We start from the raw sequence: 19,235 nt of genomic DNA, 5'->3' as shown, positions 1-19,235 counted from the left end.
GAGATTCGCCATGACCGCCAATACCCAAGCCAGCGCAGGCGCCCGCTTCCGCCAGGCGCTGGTGGAAGAATCGCCGTTGCAGATCGTAGGCACCATCAACGCCAACCATGCGCTGCTGGCCAAGCGTGCCGGCTATCGCGCGATCTACCTATCGGGCGGTGGCGTAGCGGCGGGATCGCTGGGCCTGCCCGATCTCGGCATCTCGGGCCTGGATGACGTCCTGACCGACGTGCGCCGCATCACCGACGTGTGCGACGTGCCGCTGCTGGTGGACGTCGATACCGGTTTCGGCGCCTCGGCGTTCAACGTGGCGCGCACGACCAAGTCGCTCATCAAGTTCGGCGCGGCGGCCATGCATATTGAAGACCAGGTCGGCGCCAAGCGCTGCGGCCATCGGCCCAACAAGGAGATCGTCTCCCGGGACGAAATGGTCGACCGCATCAAGGCCGCCGTCGATGCGCGCACCGACGCCAATTTTGTCGTGATGGCACGCACGGACGCGCTGGCCGTCGAAGGCCTTGACCGCGCCATCGAGCGTGCGGTGGCCTGCGTGGAAGCCGGCGCCGATGCAATCTTTCCCGAAGCAATGACGGATCTGCCGATGTACCGCAAGTTCGTGGATGCAGTAAAAGTGCCGGTGCTTGCCAACATCACGGAATTCGGCCAGACGCCGCTGTTCACGCGCGACGAGCTGGCATCGGCGGGCGTGGCGATGATCCTGTATCCGCTGTCGGCCTTCCGCGCCATGAACAAAGCCGCCGAGAACGTCTACGCCGCCATCCGCCGCGACGGTACGCAGAAGAACGTGGTCGATACCATGCAGACGCGCATGGAACTGTACGACAGCATCGGCTACCACGACTATGAAGCCAAGCTTGACGCGCTGTTCGCGCAGAACCGCGGTTGAGCCGGGCAATCGAAATCGATCAACCCCGATCAGGAGAACGGAAGACGAGAAACGCGAGACGGCCTCCTTGAAAACCACTCTGCACCTGGCGCGACACCCCCGTTTGGGGGAGTGGTTGCATCGCCATGTAACAGAACGTTGGGCATGGCGTACAAATCAGTCAAAATACCGGCCGGTGTGCGCCAAACCCCGGCAATTCCGGCCCGGGACGGTCGCCTCCCCCGATCCAGTCTTACCGAAGGAAACCCTATGAATAAGTTCATCGTGGGCGCCTGCGCTGGCGTTCTCTCGCTGGCCGCATCGCAATACGCCACAGCCCAGACCACGACCACCGCCAAGCCGGCCGCCAAGAAGAAGGCTCCGGCCAAGAAGAAAGCCACCAAGAAAGCAGCGCCTGTTGCCGCCGTCAAGCCGGAAGGCGTGCAGTGGAAGTGCGAGCTTGGCAACGAGCTGTACATCGCGGGCAACATGACGCGCGACCAGGTCGTCACCATGTACTGGAAGGGCAAGAACTACCAACTGCCGCGGCAGTTGACCCACACCGGTGCCGACCGCTACTTCGACCAGAAGACTGGCATGGATCTGGTGGTCATCCCCGCCAAGGCCATGCTGTTCGACCGCAATGAAGGCCACCGCCTGGCCGACGAGTGCCAGACTGCCGAGATGGCCGCTGGCGCACCAGCACCGACCCAGGCCGGCGCCCTGCGCGCTCCGGCTGGCCTGCCGCTGATGTTGCAGGACAACGCTGCCCCGGCTCCGGCCCCCGCTCCGGACGCCACCGGCGCCACCGCCCAACCCGCCAAGCAGTAACGCAAGAGGCCCTCAGGAACCCGCCCATGTCCGCACCGGTTGCGAACATCCGCCCGAGACCCGACAAGGTCATCGTCGACATCGTCGACTATGTGACCAAGTTCAAGGTCGACAGCAAGGCTGCCTATGAAACGGCCCGCCACTGTCTGCTCGATACCTTGGGCTGCGGGCTGGAGGCGCTGTCGTATCCGGCGTGCACCAAGCTTCTGGGGCCCATCGTGCCGGGAACCGTCGTGCCGAATGGCGCGAAGGTCCCGGGCACGCAATTCCAGCTCGATCCGGTGCAGGCCGCCTTCAATATCGGCGCCATGATCCGCTGGCTGGACTTCAACGACACGTGGCTGGCTGCCGAATGGGGCCATCCGTCGGACAACCTCGGCGGCATTTTGGCCGTGGCGGACTGGTTGTCCCGTACGAACATCGCCGGCGGCAAGAAGCCGCTCGTGATGAAAGACGTGCTCACCGCGATGATCAAGGCCCACGAAATCCAGGGCTGCATCGCGCTCGAAAATGCATTCAACAAGGTGGGGCTGGACCACGTCGTGCTGGTCAAGGTCGCCACCGCCGCGGTGGTCGGGCAATTGCTCGGGCTGTCGCGTGAAGAGATCATCAACGCCGTTTCGCTGGCGTGGGTCGACGGCCAGTCGCTGCGCACCTACCGCCATGCACCGAATACCGGCAGCCGCAAGTCGTGGGCAGCGGGCGATGCGACCAGCCGTGGCGTGCGCCTGGCGCTGATCGCCAGGACGGGCGAGATGGGCTACCCCTCCGCCCTCACCGCCAAGGACTGGGGCTTCTACGATGTGTCCTTCAAGGGCCAGCCGTTCACGTTCCAACGCAAGTACGGCACGTATGTGATGGAAAACGTGCTGTTCAAGATCAGCTTCCCGGCCGAGTTCCATGCGCAGACCGCCGCCGAGGCGGCCATGGCACTGCACAAGGCACTTACGAACGCCGGCAAGACCACCGACGACATTGAGCAGATCACGATCCGAACGCACGAAGCAGCGATCCGCATCATCGACAAGCAAGGCCCGCTCGCCAACCCGGCGGACCGCGACCATTGCATCCAGTACATGGTCGCCGTGCCGCTCATCTTCGGCCGCCTGACGGCCGAAGACTACGAAGACACTGTCGCGCGCGACCCGCGCATTGATGCACTGCGTAAGAAGATCGTCTGCGTGGAAGACAAGCAGTTCACCAAGGATTACCACGACCCCGAGAAGCGCTCGATCGCCAACGCGATCACCGTCCAGCTCAAGGATGGTAAGGCGCTCAAAGAGGTTGCGGTGGAGTACCCGATCGGCCACAAGCGGCGGCGTAAGGAAGGCATGCCGCTGCTGGTCGAGAAGTTCCGGACCAACCTGGCCCGGCGGTTTCCGGACAAGCAGCAGGAGGCCATCCTGCATGTCTCGCTCGACCAGAAAGCGCTTGAAGCCATGCCGGTCAACGAGTATGTCGATTTGTACGTGATTTGATCTGTCGATTTGACGTATCCGCAAGGGGCGCCCCGGTGCCCCGCGCATCCTCAAGCATTGGAGTCATGCCATGCCCCACAACCTGAAAAAGACACTCAAGGAATTCAAGATCAACGGCGGCCAGACCGGCAAGTTCCATTCCCTGCCGCAACTGGGCAAGGAACTGGGCGTGGCGATCGAGCGCCTGCCTGTTTCCATCCGGATCGTGCTGGAATCGGTGCTGCGCAACTGCGACGGCAAGAAGGTGACTGAAGAGCACGTCACCCAACTGGCCAACTGGAAGCCGAACGCCGAACGCGTTGACGAAATCCCGTTCGTGGTCGCGCGCGTGGTGCTGCAGGACTTTACCGGCGTGCCGCTGCTGGCCGACCTGGCCGCCATGCGCAACGTGGCCGAGCGCATGGGCAAGAACCCCAAGAAGATCGAGCCGCTAGTGCCGGTCGACCTGGTGGTGGATCACTCGGTGCAGATCGACCACTTCCGCGAGAAGAAGGCGCTGGACCTGAACATGCAACTGGAATTTTCGCGCAACAACGAGCGCTACCAGTTCATGAAGTGGGGCATGCAGGCATTCGACACGTTCGGCGTGGTGCAGCCGGGTTTCGGCATCGTTCACCAGGTCAACCTGGAATACCTGGCACGCGGCGTCCATAAGAAGAGCGGCGTGTACTACCCGGATACGCTGGTCGGCACCGACAGCCACACCACCATGATCAACGGTATCGGCGTGGTGGGCTGGGGTGTGGGCGGCATCGAGGCGGAAGCCGGCATGCTGGGCCAGCCGGTGTACTTCCTGACGCCGGACGTGGTGGGCGTGGAACTGAAGGGCCGTTTGCGCGAAGGCGTGACCGCTACCGATCTGGTGCTCACCATCACCGAAATGCTCCGCAAGGAAAAGGTCGTCGGCAAGTTCGTCGAGTTCTTCGGCGAAGGCACGGCCAGCCTGTCGCTGCCGGACCGCGCGACCATCGGCAACATGGCTCCGGAATACGGCGCCACGATGGGCTTCTTCCCGGTGGACGACAAGACCATCGACTACTTCAAGGGCACCGGCCGCACGAAGGAAGAAATCGCCGCGTTCGAAAGCTACTTCAAGGCGCAGAAGCTGTTTGGTGTGCCGAAGGCCGGCGAAATCGACTACACCAAGACGTTGACCCTGGACCTCGGCACGGTGGCCCCGTCGCTGGCTGGCCCGAAGCGTCCGCAAGACCGTATCGAAATCGGCAACGTGAAGTCGACGTTCTCGTTGCTGTTCTCCAAGCCGGTTGCGGAAAACGGTTTCAACAAGAAACCGGAAGACCTCGACAAGACCTTCACGACCACCAACGGCGTCGACGTGAAGAGCGGCGACGTGCTGATCGCAGCCATCACCTCGTGCACGAACACCTCGAACCCGAGCGTGCTTCTGGCTGCAGGCCTGCTAGCTAAAAAGGCTGTCGAAGCCGGCCTGGAGGTCGCGCCGCACATCAAGACCTCGCTCGCCCCGGGAAGCCGCGTGGTGACGAAGTACCTGGAAGCCGCCGGCCTTCTGCCGTACCTGGAGAAGCTGGGCTTTGGCGTAACGGCGTATGGCTGCACCACGTGTATCGGCAACGCCGGCGACCTGACGCCGGAACTCAACGAAGCCATCGTGAAGAACGACATCGTTGCTGCCGCCGTGCTGTCGGGCAACCGCAACTTCGAAGCACGTATCCACCCGAACATCCGCGCCAACTTCCTGGCCTCCCCGCCGCTGGTGGTCGCTTACGCGATCGCCGGCAACGTGACGCGCGACCTGATGACCGAGCCGGTCGGCAAGGGCAAGAAGGGCAAGGACATCTACCTGGGCGACATCTGGCCGACCTCGGACGAAATCGCCAAGCTGATGAAGTTCGCCATGAACGCCGACACGTTCCGCACGAACTACGAACAGGTCAAGAAGCCGTCCAAGCTGTGGGCCAACGTCAAGGGCACGAAGGGTCAGGTCTACGACTGGCCGAAGTCGACCTACATTGCCGAGCCGCCCTTCTTCGAAGGCTTTGGCATGACGCCGGCCGCTGCCTCGGCATCGGTCAAGGGCGCACGCGCGCTGGGCGTGTTTGGGGATTCCGTGACAACCGACCACATCTCCCCGGCCGGTTCAATCAAGGAAACGTCGCCCGCCGGCAAGTACCTGCTGGCCAACGGCGTGCTCAAGGCCGACTTCAACAGTTACGGGTCGCGCCGCGGCAACCATGAGGTGATGATGCGCGGCACGTTCGCCAACGTGCGCATCAAGAACCTGATGATCCCGGCCAAGGCCGATGGTTCGCGCGTGGAAGGCGGCGAAACGCTGTTCCAGCCGAGCGGCGAACAAATGTCGATCTACGACGCCGCCATGAAGTACATCGCCGAAGGCACGCCGACGGTCGTGTTCGGTGGCGAAGAGTACGGCACGGGCAGCTCGCGCGACTGGGCCGCCAAGGGCACGCAACTGCTGGGCGTGAAGGCTGTGATCGCACGCAGCTTCGAGCGTATTCACCGCTCGAACCTGGTCGGCATGGGCGTGCTGCCGCTGCAGTTCAAGGGCAACGACTCGGCACAATCGCTGGGCATCGTGGGCGACGAGACCTTCGACATCGAAGGACTGGAAGGCGAAATCAAGCCGCAACAGGACGTCACCCTGGTGATCAAGCGCGCCAACGGCGAGACCAAGCAGGTGGAGGTGCTGCTGCGCATCGACACGCCGATCGAAGTCGACTACTACAAGCACGGCGGTATCCTGCCGTTCGTGCTGCGTCAGTTGCTGGCCGCGTAAGCTGCCTGCTGCTCTGTAGCAGATCGGAAGCCGGCTCTTCGGAGCCGGCTTTTTTGTTGCCTGCCGCGTCAAACAGCGTAACGATGCCCCAATCCATGCGCGGGCTTTGGTAGAGTGTGCCGATTAGGCCGCGTGGCAGCATCGCTCGCCATCCGGGCCGCCATCCGATTGACGCACCCGCAGGAGTCTGCCCCCATGGCCCAAGTGGTACTCGCCCTACTCGTCGTGGCGGCCGCCGTGTTCTACATCCTGTTCAAGGCACCGCATACCGATGCCCAGGCACCCGCGGCAAGCGCTGCAGCAACCGCGGCTGCGCCCGTCCCACCGCCCCCGCCGATAGCCGCAAGCGCGCCACCCGCAGCTACAGCACAGCCCCCTGTTAGCGCGCCGTCTGCATCGGAACCTGCTGCAGCCGCATCGGCGCCGACTGCGGCAAGCACCGTGGCGGCCGGAGCCTCGGCGCCCGCAACCAAGCCTTAGGGCTTTCGCCGACAAAGCGGCACATAGCAGCGTACAAGGGTAAAATAACGCCCCTTCTTTCCAATCGACCGGTACGGCACAGCATGGCAGGATTCCGCTCCAAGGCTCCCCAACGTCTTTCCCCCGATGCAGAACGGCTCGTCGCCGATGCGCTGGCGCTTGATGCGTCAGGCAGCCGCATCGAAGACGTCTACTGGGAACAAAGGCTGTCCGAACGGCTGTCCCGGCTGCTGAAGAACGGCAGCCAGACCGCGCTCGACGCCGCACTCGACCACCTCTTCAAGCACAACGAGGAAGCCTCCGACGTGCTGGCCGAACAGGCCGAGACGCTGGCTGAATCGGCTGTACTGACATCGGGCGACATTGAATATGACGCGCTGCTGATCGCGGCGCCCATCCTCGCGCACACGCGCTACATGATTCCGTCGGGCACCATCAAACCCGAGCTGGCGCAGACGCTGCAGGTGCATCTGCAGGCGCACGTGATGGCCTCCAATGCGCGCGTGGCGCTCGCGCCATACCTGTACAGCATCGACCAACTCCCGCGCACGCATTCCGACACCTTCGCGCTCACTCACAAGCTGGCGGCCTATGCGCTGTCGGGCCAGCCGCCCAAGGTGGAACTGCGCGACATGCCCGAGACCGCACCCATCCTGGCCGACCCGCGCTACCTGCTCGCCATCGTCGTGGCCCAGCACGGCCAGCCGCTGTTCCGCTGGCAGGAAGACTCCAAGGAGCACCACGCCGAGCGCACCACGTGTCTGGAGCAATGGCGCGAGCAGGTCACGCCGACCATCTCCACGCTGATGCCCGGCTGCGAGTTCGACCTCCTGCTGCCGGACGCCTTCTTTCTGTCCTGCCGTGAATCCGACAAGCGCATCCGCCCGCTGACGGTACGTGCCGCCGTCAACTACCTGCAAGGCGCGCTGGACCTGCCGGCCAACCGCTTTGGCGCCATCATCGGCGCATTCGGCGAGGAGCAGATCGAGGAATACCGGGTGGCCTTCACCGTGCGCGGCGAGAAAGACCTGATCTACGGCATCGTCTGGCCCGTCTACGGCCGCGATGGCGGTGCCACGGATGTCGCCGCGGAAGGCGAGCCTGGCAGCCCGCTGGAGCAGATCTGTGACGAACTGCGCGCGTGCGGCATCGAAGACATCTTCCGCCACGGCCAGCTTTTCGAGCCGGAATACTGCGAAGACTGCGGTGCCCCACTCTATGCCGACCGCTCGGCCGAGATCGTCCACGCCGAAATGCCGGAAGACGCGCCGACGCAACAGCCGCTGTTCCACTGACGCACTGGACGCATGAAGCGAATCGCCAAGCCGCCTTCGGGTGGCTTTTTTGTTGCTCCACCATCATTCATATTGATTGTCGGTTTGCGTCGCACGCACCACGACGCCCTGCGGCACAATGACGATCTCTCGCCACTTGGCATCACCGCCCGAACCCGAGGAGCCTCCGATGGCCAGTCACCCCTTCATTCGCGCCCTGATCCGCAACCTTGCCGCCTGCGCGCTGGCTGGCGCTGCGGCCGCACCGCTGGCAGCGCTGGCCGACGACTTGCGTATCGGCCTGTCCGCCGACGTCACATCGATGGACCCGCAATGGAACAACGCCGGTCCCAACAACGCCATGGCGCTGCACATATTCGAGTCGCTGGTCTTCCTGGATAAAAACGGCCGCTACACGCCGGGGCTGGCCACCTCGTGGAAGGCCATCGACGCCAACACGTGGGAGATCAAGCTGCGCCCGAACATAAAGTGGAGCGACGGCACGCCCTTCACCGGCGACGACGTGAAAGCCTCCATCGAGCGCCCTGCCCGCCTGACCAACAGCCCGGGCCCGTTCACCAGCTACACCAAATCGATCACCGAGGTGCAGATCGTCGATCCGCTCACGGTGCGGCTAAAGGTGTCGATCCCGAACTACGCGAGCATCCCGAACGATCTGAACAGCCTGCCGATCATCCCCAAGAAGGTGGCGGATGCCTCGCAGGCGGATTTCGATGCCGGCCGCGCCATGATCGGCACAGGCCCGTTCCTGTTCGACCACTTCACGCGCGGTCAGGAAATCGTGCTCAAGAAGAACCCGAACTATTGGGGTCGCGTGCCGCTGTGGGACAAGGTCACCTTCAAGATCATCACCGACAACGCCGCGCGCACGGCTGCACTGCTCTCGGGCGACGTCGATGTGGTGGAAGCCGTGCCCGCCGCGGACGTGCCGCGCATCAAGCAGAGCCCGAAGTTCCACCTGGAGCAGCAGGTGTCGTGGCGCACGATCTTCTGGCAGATGGACCAGAACCGCGATGTATCGCCGTTCATCACCGACAAGGCCGGCAAGCCGCTGGCAAAGAACCCGTTCAAGGACCGCCGCGTGCGTGAAGCCGTGGCGCTGGCCATCAACCGCGATGCCATCGTCTCGCGCGTGCTCGAAGGCCAGGGCGTGGTGGCATCAAGCATTGTCTCGCCGCAGATCTTCGGGCACCCGGGGGGCAAACTGATTCCGTACGACCCGGACCGCGCCAGGAAACTGCTAGCCGAGGCAGGCTACCCCGACGGCTTCGGGCTGACGCTGCACGCCACCAACAACCGTTATCTGAACGACGCACAGGTCGCACAGACCACCGCACAACTGCTCACGCGCATTGGTATTCAGACCAAGGTGGAGACGTTGCCGGTGGCGGCGTACTTCTCGCGCGCGCGTCAGGGCGAGTTCTCGTTCATGATGCTCGGCTGGGGTTCGGTGGCGGCGGACGTGGCGCTGCGCAGCATCCTTGGCACGCCCAACGCGCAGACCGGCTACGGCACCTGGAACTGGGGCAAGTACAGCAACCCCGAACTGGACAAGCTGGTGCAGACCTCGCTCTCGACGGTGTCGAGCGAGCAGGCCCACGAGCAGGCCGCCAAGACTGCCGCACGCTTTGCGCAGACCGACTTCGCGATCATCCCATCGCACCATCAGCTCGCCACGTGGGCAATGCGCAAGGGCATCCGCTACCAGGCGCGCACCGACGAATGGTCGCTGGCGCATCTGTTCACCAAGCAGTAGGCAAACCGTTCGCCGTAACGCCCTGTTACAGCTAAATCGCCGCAGGCGCCGCATTGGGGAAAGCCGCAGGAACTTTCGGCCTTGGCTTTCCTCTATCATGGCGTTTTTCCACGCCGACACTCTGTAACACTCGTGATGTTGCGACCCAACCTACTCTGTCTCGGCGTCGTCGCCCTGCTGGCCGCCTGCTCCAATCTGGAGACCCAACCGACCGACGCGTCGGCCCAGGCCACCGGCCGCACGACGTCGAACCCCCAGGCGGTGCAAGCCGCGCCGGCCACGCCTCCCGCACCGATCAACCCGCCCATCGTCTTCGGCTCGCCTGACACCAGCGGCACCACGACGGTCAACCTGCCGCCCAAGGACAAGATGAGCTTGTCCGACTACCGCGCGCAAACCCGTGACCGCCTGATCAAGTCCGAAAACGCCCGCCCCGACGTGGCCGATTGCGCCGCGCATGCGAGTTGGATCATTCCGCGCTCCACCAACTTCGACCAGTTCCGCCTGCCGACCGGCGCACTGTCCGAAGGACAGGCCAAGGTGGAGCCGTGGGACTCGCGCTTCTCATCCAGCAAGCAAGGCGCTGTCAAAGTATCGAGCGTGGTCAGCTTCACCGCTGCCGTGCACAAGCGCGGCACGGGCAGCGACCAATGGGAGCCAGTGAAAGTCCGCTGCGGCTATGACGAAGGCATGATGCTCGCGTACGAACTGCTCGACGCCACCGGCCAGCCGTTCGCGAGCCCTGCCGCCGCACCTTCGACAACAGCCCGCACGCACTGCCGACGCGGCCACCGCTGCACGACAACGGCCGCGCATGGCAAGACCACCGCCAAGGGCAAGGCCGCGGCCAAGTCCGCGAAATCAGCCAAGGGCAGCGGCACGGCCAAGACCAAGTCGACTTCGACGGGCAAATCCACCGCCAAGTCGACCGCCAAAAAGACGACGAAGAAGTCGACCGCCGGCCAATAAAAGCAAACGCGCCGCCAGAACCTTGGCGGCGCGTTTTCGTTGATGGCTTCGGCGCAGATGGTCTCGATCAGCCGAGATATTCCAGGATCGCCTGCAGCATTGCCGCGCCCAATGCGGCGCTACGGGCGCCGTCCCAGCCCACGCGTGCGTCGGGCAAATCCGCATTGTCCTTGAAGGGCATCTCCAGCGTGAGCGACAGGCAGCCATAGGTGTGGCCGATGTACTTGGAGGCCAGCTTGAGCGCGTCTTCGTTGTACTTGCTCGCCTCGTAGCCGTACCGCGTCTGGAAATCCGGCGAGGCACGCAGGAAGGCCGCCACGAACCGGTCCTGATCCGCGCGCTGCGCATCGGTAAAGCCCGGCAGCATCTCGCTGCCCGCCACAAACACGTAGGGCAACGCCTCATCACCGTGGATGTCGAAGAACAGGTCGACGCCGGTCTGCTCGATGGCCTGGCGCACGCACAGCACTTCGGGGCTGCGCTGGGCGTCGGGCTCCATCCATTCGCGATTCAGGTTGGCACCGGCGGCGTTGGTACGCAGATTGCCCAGCGACGAACCATCCGGATTCATATTGGGCACGATGTGGAAGACGGCGCGTTCTGTCAGCACGCGGCCGAGCGGGTCACCGCTCCACACACCTTGGCGCGTCAGGCGCGCGAGCAGCCCTTCGACAAACCATTCGGCCATCGTCTCGCCCGGATGCTGGCGGGCGATGATCCACACGTTCTTCTTGGCCGGCCCGGGCTCGCCGACGGTAATGCTCGTCATGTCGCGACCCTGCACCGTGCTGCCGAGACGCTGCGTGCGTACGCCGGGCAAGGTTTGCGCGGCGGCCACCAGCGACAGGTGGCGCTCATCCGAATACGGCTCGAAATAGGCGAACCAGATGCTGTCGTGCTCGGGCGTCAGCTCGATCGTGAGCGTCTTGCCGTCATAGCGCGTCGGCACGCGAAACCAGTGTTCGCGGTCGTACGAAGCCACGGCCTGATAGTCCTTCCAGCCGGCCGCGTACGTGCATTCAGCAGCGTTTTCCAGCGCCAGCTTGCACGCCTGCCCTAGCACGCCCTGCAAGCGGAAGTGGAACCACTGCGTGAAGTCCGCATGCGAGTCACGGCGGATGCGCAGGCGGATCGCATCGGCGCGCGCTGCATCGATGATTTCGATGGCGCCGCTATCGAAGGTGCTGGAGATGTGCGGTTGGGTGGCAGTCATGTCGGGTCCTGTCAGAAGCGGATAGAGAGCGAAAGTCGGTTCAGGCGAGCTTGCGGCGGAAGATCCAGCGCTCATCGTCGGAGTCGGCGGCGGCAAACGCGTAGCCATCCACGTCGAACGCCTTGAGCTTGCGCGGATCGGTGATGCGATGTTCGATCGCGTAGCGCGCCATCAGCCCGCGCGCCCGCTTGGCGTAGAACGAGATGATCTTGTACTGACCGTTCTTCCAGTCTTCAAAGACCGGCGTGACGATGCGCGCCTTGAGCACCTTGGGGCGCACCACCTTGAAATACTCTTCCGACGCGAGATTGACGAGCACGGGGTCTTCGTCGTGCTTGAACAGCGTATTGAGCGCGAGCGTCACATCGTCGCCCCAGAAGGTGTAGAGATCCTTGCCGCGCGGGTTGGCCAGGCGCGTGCCCATCTCCAGGCGGTACGGCTGCATCCAGTCGAGCGGGCGCAGCACACCGTACAGGCCCGACAGAATCCGCAGATGCTTCTGCGCGAATTGCAGATCGTCAGTCGACAGCGAATTGGCGTCGAGCCCGCCGTAGACATCGCCATCGAAGGCTAGCGCGGCCTGCTTGCTGTTCTCGGCCGTGAATTCGGCCGACCAGTCCGCATAGCGGGTAGCGTTGAGCACGGCCAGCGGGTCGGAAATGTGCATCAGCGTGCCGATCTGGGCCGGCGACAGCTTGCGGAGCACGTCAATGAGTTCTGCGGAGCGCGCGATGAAATCGGGCAGCGTGTGGGTCTTTGTGCGCGGCGGTGTGTCGTAGTCGAGCGACTTGGCCGGCGAGAGGACGATGATCATGTCAGAATCGCGGTTCACAAGTCTGGAATTGTATCGAATGGCAGACGCTGCCGCCCTCGCCCACTCCACACAGGCTCCGGCCCCGCGCGTGGTGCTGGACTCCAACATCTGGGTCGACATCCTGATCTTCGACGATGCTGTCGCGCGCCCCATCCGCGCCGCGCTGGAGGCCGGCCGTCTGCACGCGATCATCAGCCCGGCATGCCGCGAAGAACTGCGCCGCGTGCTGGCCTATCCGCAATTCGCCCACCGCGCCGTGGATACAAAAGCCGCGCTGGCGTGGGTCGACCGCATGACGCATTCGGTCGCAGATCCCGAAGAAGCGCCGCGCGCAGATGGCGCGGCCTTCGTACCGCGCTGCAAGGATCGCGACGATCAGAAATTCCTGGCGCTGGCCGATGCCGCCAACGCCGCCTATCTCGTCTCCAAGGACCGCGCCGTACTCAAGCTCAAGCGCCGCATGGCCAAGTATTGCGACGTGGCAGTATTGCCGCCCAAGCAGTTCGTCACGCTGGTCCAGTTGGAGACCATGCCCCTTGCTGCAATCCCAAATCAAGCCTGAAGCCGTCTTGTCATGACCACCGCTGAATCGCTCGCGCCCATTGCACCGCCGCCGTCGCGGCTTCCGAATGTCGGCACCACCATCTTCACCGTGATGTCGGCGCTGGCCGTGGAAAAGCAGGCCGTCAACCTGGGCCAAGGCTTTCCGGATTTCGACTGCGACCCGCGCATCGTCGATGCGGTATCGGACGCCATGCGCGCGGGCTTCAATCAATACCCGCCGATGACCGGCGTGCCCGCACTGCGCCAGGCCATCGCCGCCAAGATCGGCAAGCTCTATGGCCACACGTATGACGCCGACCGCGAAATCACCATCACCGCCGGCGCCACGCAGGCGCTGCTGACGACCGTGCTGTGCTGCGTGCATCCGGGCGACGAAGTGATCGTCTTCGAGCCGACGTACGACAGCTACATTCCGTCAATCGAACTGGCCGGCGGCAAGGTCGTGCCGATCACGCTCGATGCGCCGGGCTACCGCATCCCGTTCGACAAGCTGGCTGCCGCCATCACGCCGCGCACGCGCCTCATCATGCTCAACACGCCGCACAACCCGACGGGCACCGTCTGGCATGCGGACGACATGCAGAAGCTGGCGGAGATACTGGCGCCGACCAACGTGCTGCTGCTCTCCGACGAGGTGTATGAGCACATGGTGTACGACGGCGTGCCGCATGCGTCGGTTGCGCGCATTCCGGAGCTGGCGCGCCGTGCCTTCGTGGTGTCGAGCTTCGGCAAGACGTACCACGTGACGGGCTGGAAAGTCGGCTACGTGGCCGCGCCTGCGGCGCTGTCAGCGGAATTCCGCAAGGTGCACCAGTTCAACGTGTTCACGGTCAACACGCCGATGCAGCACGGGCTGGCGAACTACATGGCCGATCCGCGCCCGTACCTGGACTTGCCCGCCTTCTACCAGCACAAGCGCGACCTGTTCCGCGCGGGGCTGGAGACAACGCGCTTCAAGCTGCTGCCGTGCCAGGGCACGTATTTCCAGTGCGTGGATTACAGCGCCATCTCCGATCTGCCCGAGGCTGAGTTCGCCAAGTGGCTGACGAGCGAGATTGGCGTGGCGGCAATTCCAGTGTCAGCGTTCTATTCGCAGCCGCACGAATCAGGCGTGGTGCGTTTCTGCTTCGCTAAGAAAGACGAAACGCTCCAACTGGCGTTGGAGCGTTTGTCGAAGGTGTAAGACCGGAGCAGCAGGTCAGCGCTTGCTGGCGTAGTGCGCCAGCATCTGCTCCAGGTTCGCCTTGCTGTCTGCACGCACCCTCTGCACGTTGGGGTTCTCGGCCATCTTGGCGAGATATGGCTTGATGCCCTCGATCGGCGCAAGCATGTCTTCGCCGTAGATGATCTTGGTGGCGGAACTGATCAGCGGGAAGTGCACGATGGCCGCGCAATCCGCAATGGTGAACGTGTCGCCCGCCACATACGGCGCGAACTTGAACAGCTTGGCCGCCGCCGGGATGTTCTTCTGCAGTTGCTCGCGCACCTTGACCTTCAGGTTGTCGCTGACCTTGCCGCCAAAGAACGCCTCGGGAAACAGTTGGCGCGCCACCAGTTCCAGGTGCAGTTCCAGGAAGGTCACGACCTCGCGCACCTTGGCGGCCTTGAACGGATCGACCGGAATCAGCGGATGCTGCGGGTAGCGCGCTTCCAGATAGTCAATGATGACTTGCGATTCGCACAGGCCACCATCTTCGCCCACCAGATACGGCACCTTGTGCAGCGGCGAGATGCCGCCGTCGGTCTGGTCTGGCCAGCGCAGCGATTCCTCGAACGGAATCCCCTTTTCCATCAGCGCGAGCTTGACCTTGTTGTAGTAGTTGCTCGCGGAAAAACCGTATAGCGTCAGCATGAACCAATCTCCTTGGGTGGTAGGGCCGCCTGTTATGGTTGGCGCGGATGCCAGGAATCGCACGCTCGTGCTATTTTAGCCAGACTTCTTTCGACCGAAGCGGAATTCCTATGCAGACTATCGGGATTGTGGGTACCGGCGCCATGGGGCGCGGGATTGCGCAGATTGCGGCGCAGGCCGGCCTGCGCGTCAAGCTGTTCGACGCCAACCCGCAAGCGGTGGAAGCGGCGCGGAGTGCGCTGGCCGACACCCTTGCCAAGCTGGCAGCCAAAGGCAAGCTGACCGCGGACGAGGCCGACGCCACCGTCGCCCGGCTGATCCCCGCCACCGCGCTCACGGAGTTGGCCGATTGCGATCTCGTCGTCGAGGCCATCGTCGAGAAGCTGGATGTGAAGCGCGACCTGTTCTGCCAGCTTGAAGACGTCATCCGCGCGGATGCGATCCTGGCGTCGAACACGTCTTCGCTGTCGATCACGGCGATTGCCGCCACCTGCAAGCACCCCGAGCGCGTAGCGGGCTTCCACTTCTTCAACCCGGTGCCGCTAATGAAAGTGGTCGAAGTGATCGACGGCCTGCGCAGCGCGCCCGCCACCGGTGATGCCTTGGCCGCACTGGCCAAGCGCATGGGCCACACTGCGGTGCGCTGCATCGACATGCCGGGCTTTATCGTCAACCATGCCGGACGCGGCATGAACACCGAAGGCCTGCGGGTGGCGCAGGAAAGCGTGGCTACGTTTGCCGACATCGACGCCATCATGCGCGAGCAGGCGGGCTTCCGCATGGGCCCGTTCGAGTTGATGGACCTGACGGGGCTGGATGTCTCGCACCCGGTGATGGAATCGGTCTACCGCCAGTTCTATGAAGAGCCGCGCTATCGGCCGTCGCAGATCACCGCTGTGCGCTTTGCGGGCGGCATCCTGGGCCGCAAGACGGGCGAAGGCTTCTATCGCTACCCCGAGGGGCAGAAACAGGTGCCGGCCGAGGCGCCTGTACCCACCGCGCGCCCGTCGTCCGTCTGGATCAGCCGCGCACACGAGGCGGGTCATGCTGCCGCGCAACGCCTGCTGCTCGATCTGGGCGTTACGCCCGAGGCAGGCTCCAGACCGTCCGCCGACGCGCTGATCATCGTTACGCCGCGCGGGCTGGATGCCACGGCCTGCGTGGCCGCCGAAGGGCTGGACGCACGCCGCACCGTGGCGCTGGATACGCTCTATCCGTTTGCCGCCACCAAGCGCCGCACGCTGATGACCACACCCGCCACCGCCCCGGCCTACTGCGACGCCGCGCATGGCCTGCTCGCCTCCGATGGCGTGCCGGTGACGGTCATTCGCGATTCGGGCGGCTTTGTCGCGCAGCGCATGGCCGCGTGCATCGTCAACATCGCCTGCGACATCGCGCAACAGCACATCGCCACACCCACGGATATCGACCTCGCCGTCACGCTGGGCCTCGGTTATCCGAAAGGACCGCTGGCGCTGGGCGATACGCTGGGCACGAACGCCGTGCTGGAGGTGCTGCAGAACCTCTATACGCTGTATGGCGACCCGCGCTACCGCCCGAGCCCGTGGTTGCTGCGCCGTGCCCGCCTCGGCATGTCGCTGCTGACACCCGACGCCTGATCGCTGCCATTCACCCTAACGAGGCCGCCATGACCGCGCAACTGCTCTCCCAACGCATCGGCTCGACGCTGGTGCTCACGCTGTCCAACCCCGGCGCACGCAACGCGCTGGACCCGGTGATGTACACCGTGTCGATGGAGGCCATGGACCGCGCCGCCAACGACAACGAGATCCGCGCCATCATCTTCACCGGCGCTGACGGCGCCTTCTGCGCCGGCGGCAACCTGAACCGCCTGCTGGAGAATCGCGGCAAGCCCAAGAGCGTGCAGGAGCAAAGTATCGATGCGCTCAACCACTGGATCGAAACGATACGCACCTTCCCCAAGCCTGTGATTGCGGCAGTGGAAGGTCCGGCGGCTGGCGCGGGCTTCTCGCTGGTGCTGGCGTGCGATTTTGTGGTGGCGGCATCGGACGCGAAGTTCGTGATGGCGTATGTGAACGTGGCGCTCACGCCCGACGGCGGCGGCTCGTGGCACATCGCGCGCTTCCTGCCGCGCCCGCTGGCAAGCGAGATCATCATGCTGGGCAAACCCGTCGGCGCGGAGCGGCTGGCGCACTTCGGCCTCATCAACGAAATCGTCAAGCCGGGCGAGGCGCTGGACACCGCGCTGGCGCTGGCAGAAAAACTGGCCGCGCAATCGCCGCATGCAGTGGGCCGCATCAAGGGCCTCATCACAAACGCGGAAGATGCCTCGCTGCACGATCACCTCAAGGCCGAGCAGCACAGCTTTGTCGAAGCGCTGCATCACGCCGATGGCAACGAAGGCATCTCGGCTTTCCTGCAGAAGCGAAAACCCGCATATCGCTAACCCGCAGGCACGCATGATTCCGTTCCCGACTCCCAATCGCCGGCGCGTCTACCTGATGCGCCATGGCGCGGTCACGTACTTTGATGAGACCGGCCGCCCCGTTGTGCCCGAGACAGTGCCCCTCAACGAGGACGGTCGCAAGCAGGCCACCGCCGCCGGCCAGACCTTTGCCGCAGAGAACATCCTCTTCGACCGTGTGATCGTAAGCGGCCTGCCGCGCACGGTGGAAACCGCGCAGCGCGTACTGGCCGAGATGCCGGCGATGAAGGCGCGCGGCGTCGCGCTCGAACAATGGCCCGAGCTGCAGGAGATCCGCGGCGGCAAGCTGGCGGAAATTCCCGAGCATGAACTCGCGCAGGCTTTCATCGGCGTGTTCGAGGGCACGGTGCCGGACGATCGCCGCTTCATGAACGGCGAGAGCGTCGGCGAATTCCTCGACCGCGTGATTCCGGCCATCGCCCGCCTGCGCACCCTGCCTGACTGGGACACCGTCCTGCTGGTACTGCACGGCGGCACCAACCGCGCGATCCTCTCGCACGCCATCACCGGCGGCGAGCGCGTGTTCTTCGGCAACCTCGCACAGACCGCCGGCTGTATCAACGTGCTCGATGTGGGTGACGAACCCAGCGACTGGGTGCTGCGCATGAGCAATTTCTCGCCGCCCTCGCCCGCCCACCTCGGCTCGCGCCTGACGACGATGGAAGTGCTGCTGCAGCAGTACCTTCGCTATCGAGACTCAGCGGCCTGACCTTCCCAGACACACAACAAGATTCGGAGACACACCCTATGTCGCACATGCAGCAGCAGGATTTCTCGGCTTTCGAGGGCACGCGCCCGGTGGCGGAACAGCAGAAGTTTGACGTCGGCGCGCTGCAAGCGTGGATGCATGCGCATGTCGACGGCTTCGCCGGCCCGCTCACCGTTGAACAGTTCAAGGGCGGGCAGTCCAACCCGACCTTCAAGCTCATCACGCCGTCGGGCACATACGTGATGCGCGCCAAGCCAGGGCCGAAGGCGAAACTGCTGCCGTCCGCGCATGCCATCGAGCGCGAATATCGCGTGATGCATGCACTGGCCAAGACCGACGTGCCCGTCGCCAAGATGTTCGCGCTGTGCGAAGACGAAGCCGTGATCGGCCGCGCCTTCTACATCATGGAGTTCGTGCAGGGCCGCGTACTGTGGGACCAGGCCTTGCCCGGCATGGCGCCCGCCGAGCGCACCGCTATCTACGACGAAATGAACCGCGTCATTGCCGCGTTGCACTGCGTGGACTACGCCGCGATCGGCCTGTCCGACTATGGCAAGCCCGGCAATTACTTCGCACGCCAGATCGAGCGCTGGAGCAAGCAGTACAAGCTGTCGGAAACCGAATCGATTCCGGCGATGGACAACCTGATCGAATGGCTGCCCAAGCATGTGCCGCAAGAGGCTGAAGAGATCACCAGCATCGTCCACGGCGACTACCGGCTCGACAACCTGATCTTCCACCCGACCGAGCCACGCGTGCTGGCCATCCTCGATTGGGAACTGTCGACGCTGGGGCATCCGCTGGCCGACTTTAGCTACCACTGCATGAGCTGGCACATCGAGCCAGGCCAGTTCCGCGGCGTGGCCGGGCTGGACTTCGCGGCGCTGGGCATTCCCACCGAAGCCGAGTACATCCGCCAGTACGAACAGCGCACCGGCCGCCGCATTACCGGCGACTGGAACTTCTACCTCGCCTACAACATGTTCCGCATTGCGGGCATCCTGCAAGGGATCATGAAGCGCGTGGTGGACGGCACGGCGTCTTCTGCGCAGGCGCTGGAGGCCGGCAAGCGTGCCCGCCCGATGGCCGAGCTGGGCTGGAAGTACGCCCAGCAGGCCGGCTGACCGACAATCGACAATCCAGCC

At 64.2% G+C, this 19,235-nt stretch carries 17 protein-coding genes; 14 read left to right on the top strand and 3 right to left on the bottom strand.

The window, feature by feature from the left end:
- The first annotated feature begins 10 nt into the window (after window positions 1–10).
- The 8 genes from prpB (at window position 11) to B4F51_RS00490 (ending at window position 10,471) form a co-directional block, all read left to right on the top strand.
- Window positions 11–907 (top strand): methylisocitrate lyase, encoded by an 897-nt coding sequence (prpB, locus tag B4F51_RS00525; protein WP_296223105.1) that lies wholly within the window; start codon window positions 11–13, stop codon window positions 905–907.
- A 249-nt stretch (window positions 908–1,156) separates the two neighbouring features.
- Window positions 1,157–1,717 (top strand): hypothetical protein, encoded by a 561-nt coding sequence (locus tag B4F51_RS00520; RefSeq protein WP_296223103.1) that lies wholly within the window; start codon window positions 1,157–1,159, stop codon window positions 1,715–1,717.
- 26 nt (window positions 1,718–1,743) lie between these two features.
- Window positions 1,744–3,195 (top strand): bifunctional 2-methylcitrate dehydratase/aconitate hydratase, encoded by a 1,452-nt coding sequence (locus B4F51_RS00515; RefSeq protein ID WP_296223102.1) that lies wholly within the window; start codon window positions 1,744–1,746, stop codon window positions 3,193–3,195.
- A gap of 70 nt (window positions 3,196–3,265) precedes the next feature.
- A complete protein-coding gene (gene acnA, locus B4F51_RS00510) occupies window positions 3,266–5,971 on the top strand; it encodes an aconitate hydratase AcnA (RefSeq protein WP_296223100.1) in 2,706 nt (901 codons plus the stop codon).
- Window positions 5,972–6,166: 195 nt separating this feature from the next.
- A complete protein-coding gene (locus B4F51_RS00505) occupies window positions 6,167–6,451 on the top strand; it encodes a hypothetical protein (RefSeq protein WP_296223098.1) in 285 nt (94 codons plus the stop codon).
- An 83-nt stretch (window positions 6,452–6,534) separates the two neighbouring features.
- Window positions 6,535–7,746: a DUF2863 family protein gene (locus tag B4F51_RS00500; RefSeq protein ID WP_296223096.1), complete on the top strand. Its 1,212-nt coding sequence runs from the start codon at window positions 6,535–6,537 to the stop codon at window positions 7,744–7,746.
- Window positions 7,747–7,915: 169 nt separating this feature from the next.
- Window positions 7,916–9,502, top strand: coding sequence for an ABC transporter substrate-binding protein (locus tag B4F51_RS00495; protein WP_296223095.1), 1,587 nt, complete (start codon window positions 7,916–7,918; stop codon window positions 9,500–9,502).
- Window positions 9,503–9,637: 135 nt separating this feature from the next.
- A complete protein-coding gene (locus tag B4F51_RS00490; protein WP_296223093.1) occupies window positions 9,638–10,471 on the top strand; it encodes a BspC domain-containing protein in 834 nt (277 codons plus the stop codon).
- Window positions 10,472–10,538: 67 nt separating this feature from the next.
- Here the strand turns inward: B4F51_RS00490 and B4F51_RS00485 are convergent, their stop codons facing one another.
- Complete coding sequence (locus tag B4F51_RS00485) at window positions 10,539–11,684, bottom strand: M14 family metallopeptidase (RefSeq protein WP_296223092.1); 1,146 nt, start codon at window positions 11,682–11,684, stop codon at window positions 10,539–10,541.
- A gap of 40 nt (window positions 11,685–11,724) precedes the next feature.
- Entirely contained in the window at window positions 11,725–12,498 is a 774-nt protein-coding gene (gene yaaA / locus B4F51_RS00480) for a peroxide stress protein YaaA (RefSeq protein WP_296223091.1), read from the bottom strand.
- 37 nt (window positions 12,499–12,535) lie between these two features.
- On the opposite strand from yaaA, the gene B4F51_RS00475 reads away from it, so the two are divergent.
- Both B4F51_RS00475 and B4F51_RS00470 read left to right on the top strand, forming a co-directional pair.
- Window positions 12,536–13,060 carry a putative toxin-antitoxin system toxin component, PIN family gene (locus B4F51_RS00475; RefSeq protein ID WP_296223090.1) on the top strand — a complete coding sequence of 175 codons (525 nt, stop codon included), beginning with the start codon at window positions 12,536–12,538 and terminating at the stop codon, window positions 13,058–13,060.
- Between the two features lie 12 nt (window positions 13,061–13,072).
- Window positions 13,073–14,245, top strand: coding sequence for a pyridoxal phosphate-dependent aminotransferase (locus B4F51_RS00470; protein ID WP_296223089.1), 1,173 nt, complete (start codon window positions 13,073–13,075; stop codon window positions 14,243–14,245).
- A gap of 15 nt (window positions 14,246–14,260) precedes the next feature.
- Here the strand turns inward: B4F51_RS00470 and B4F51_RS00465 are convergent, their stop codons facing one another.
- A complete protein-coding gene (locus B4F51_RS00465; RefSeq protein WP_296223088.1) occupies window positions 14,261–14,914 on the bottom strand; it encodes a glutathione S-transferase in 654 nt (217 codons plus the stop codon).
- A 110-nt stretch (window positions 14,915–15,024) separates the two neighbouring features.
- Here B4F51_RS00465 and B4F51_RS00460 point away from each other — a divergent pair, with 110 nt between their 5' ends.
- The 4 genes from B4F51_RS00460 to B4F51_RS00445 are packed head-to-tail and all read left to right on the top strand — an operon-like array spanning window position 15,025 to window position 19,214.
- A complete protein-coding gene (locus tag B4F51_RS00460; RefSeq protein WP_296223085.1) occupies window positions 15,025–16,533 on the top strand; it encodes a 3-hydroxyacyl-CoA dehydrogenase in 1,509 nt (502 codons plus the stop codon).
- Between the two features lie 29 nt (window positions 16,534–16,562).
- Window positions 16,563–17,342 (top strand): oxepin-CoA hydrolase, alternative type, encoded by a 780-nt coding sequence (locus tag B4F51_RS00455; protein ID WP_296223084.1) that lies wholly within the window; start codon window positions 16,563–16,565, stop codon window positions 17,340–17,342.
- A 13-nt stretch (window positions 17,343–17,355) separates the two neighbouring features.
- The gene (locus B4F51_RS00450) at window positions 17,356–18,090 is read left to right on the top strand and encodes a histidine phosphatase family protein (protein ID WP_296223082.1); all 735 of its coding nucleotides are present in this window, start codon (window positions 17,356–17,358) and stop codon (window positions 18,088–18,090) included.
- 47 nt (window positions 18,091–18,137) lie between these two features.
- Complete coding sequence (locus B4F51_RS00445) at window positions 18,138–19,214, top strand: phosphotransferase (RefSeq protein ID WP_296223462.1); 1,077 nt, start codon at window positions 18,138–18,140, stop codon at window positions 19,212–19,214.
- The last annotated feature ends 21 nt before the right edge of the window (window positions 19,215–19,235 follow it).

The sequence above is a fragment of the Ralstonia sp. UBA689 genome, assembly GCF_002298975.1.
Classification (GTDB): Bacteria; Pseudomonadota; Gammaproteobacteria; order Burkholderiales; family Burkholderiaceae; genus Ralstonia.
The sequence above is the reverse complement of the archived record's forward strand: the minus strand, read 5'-3'. Positions and strand labels throughout refer to the sequence as shown.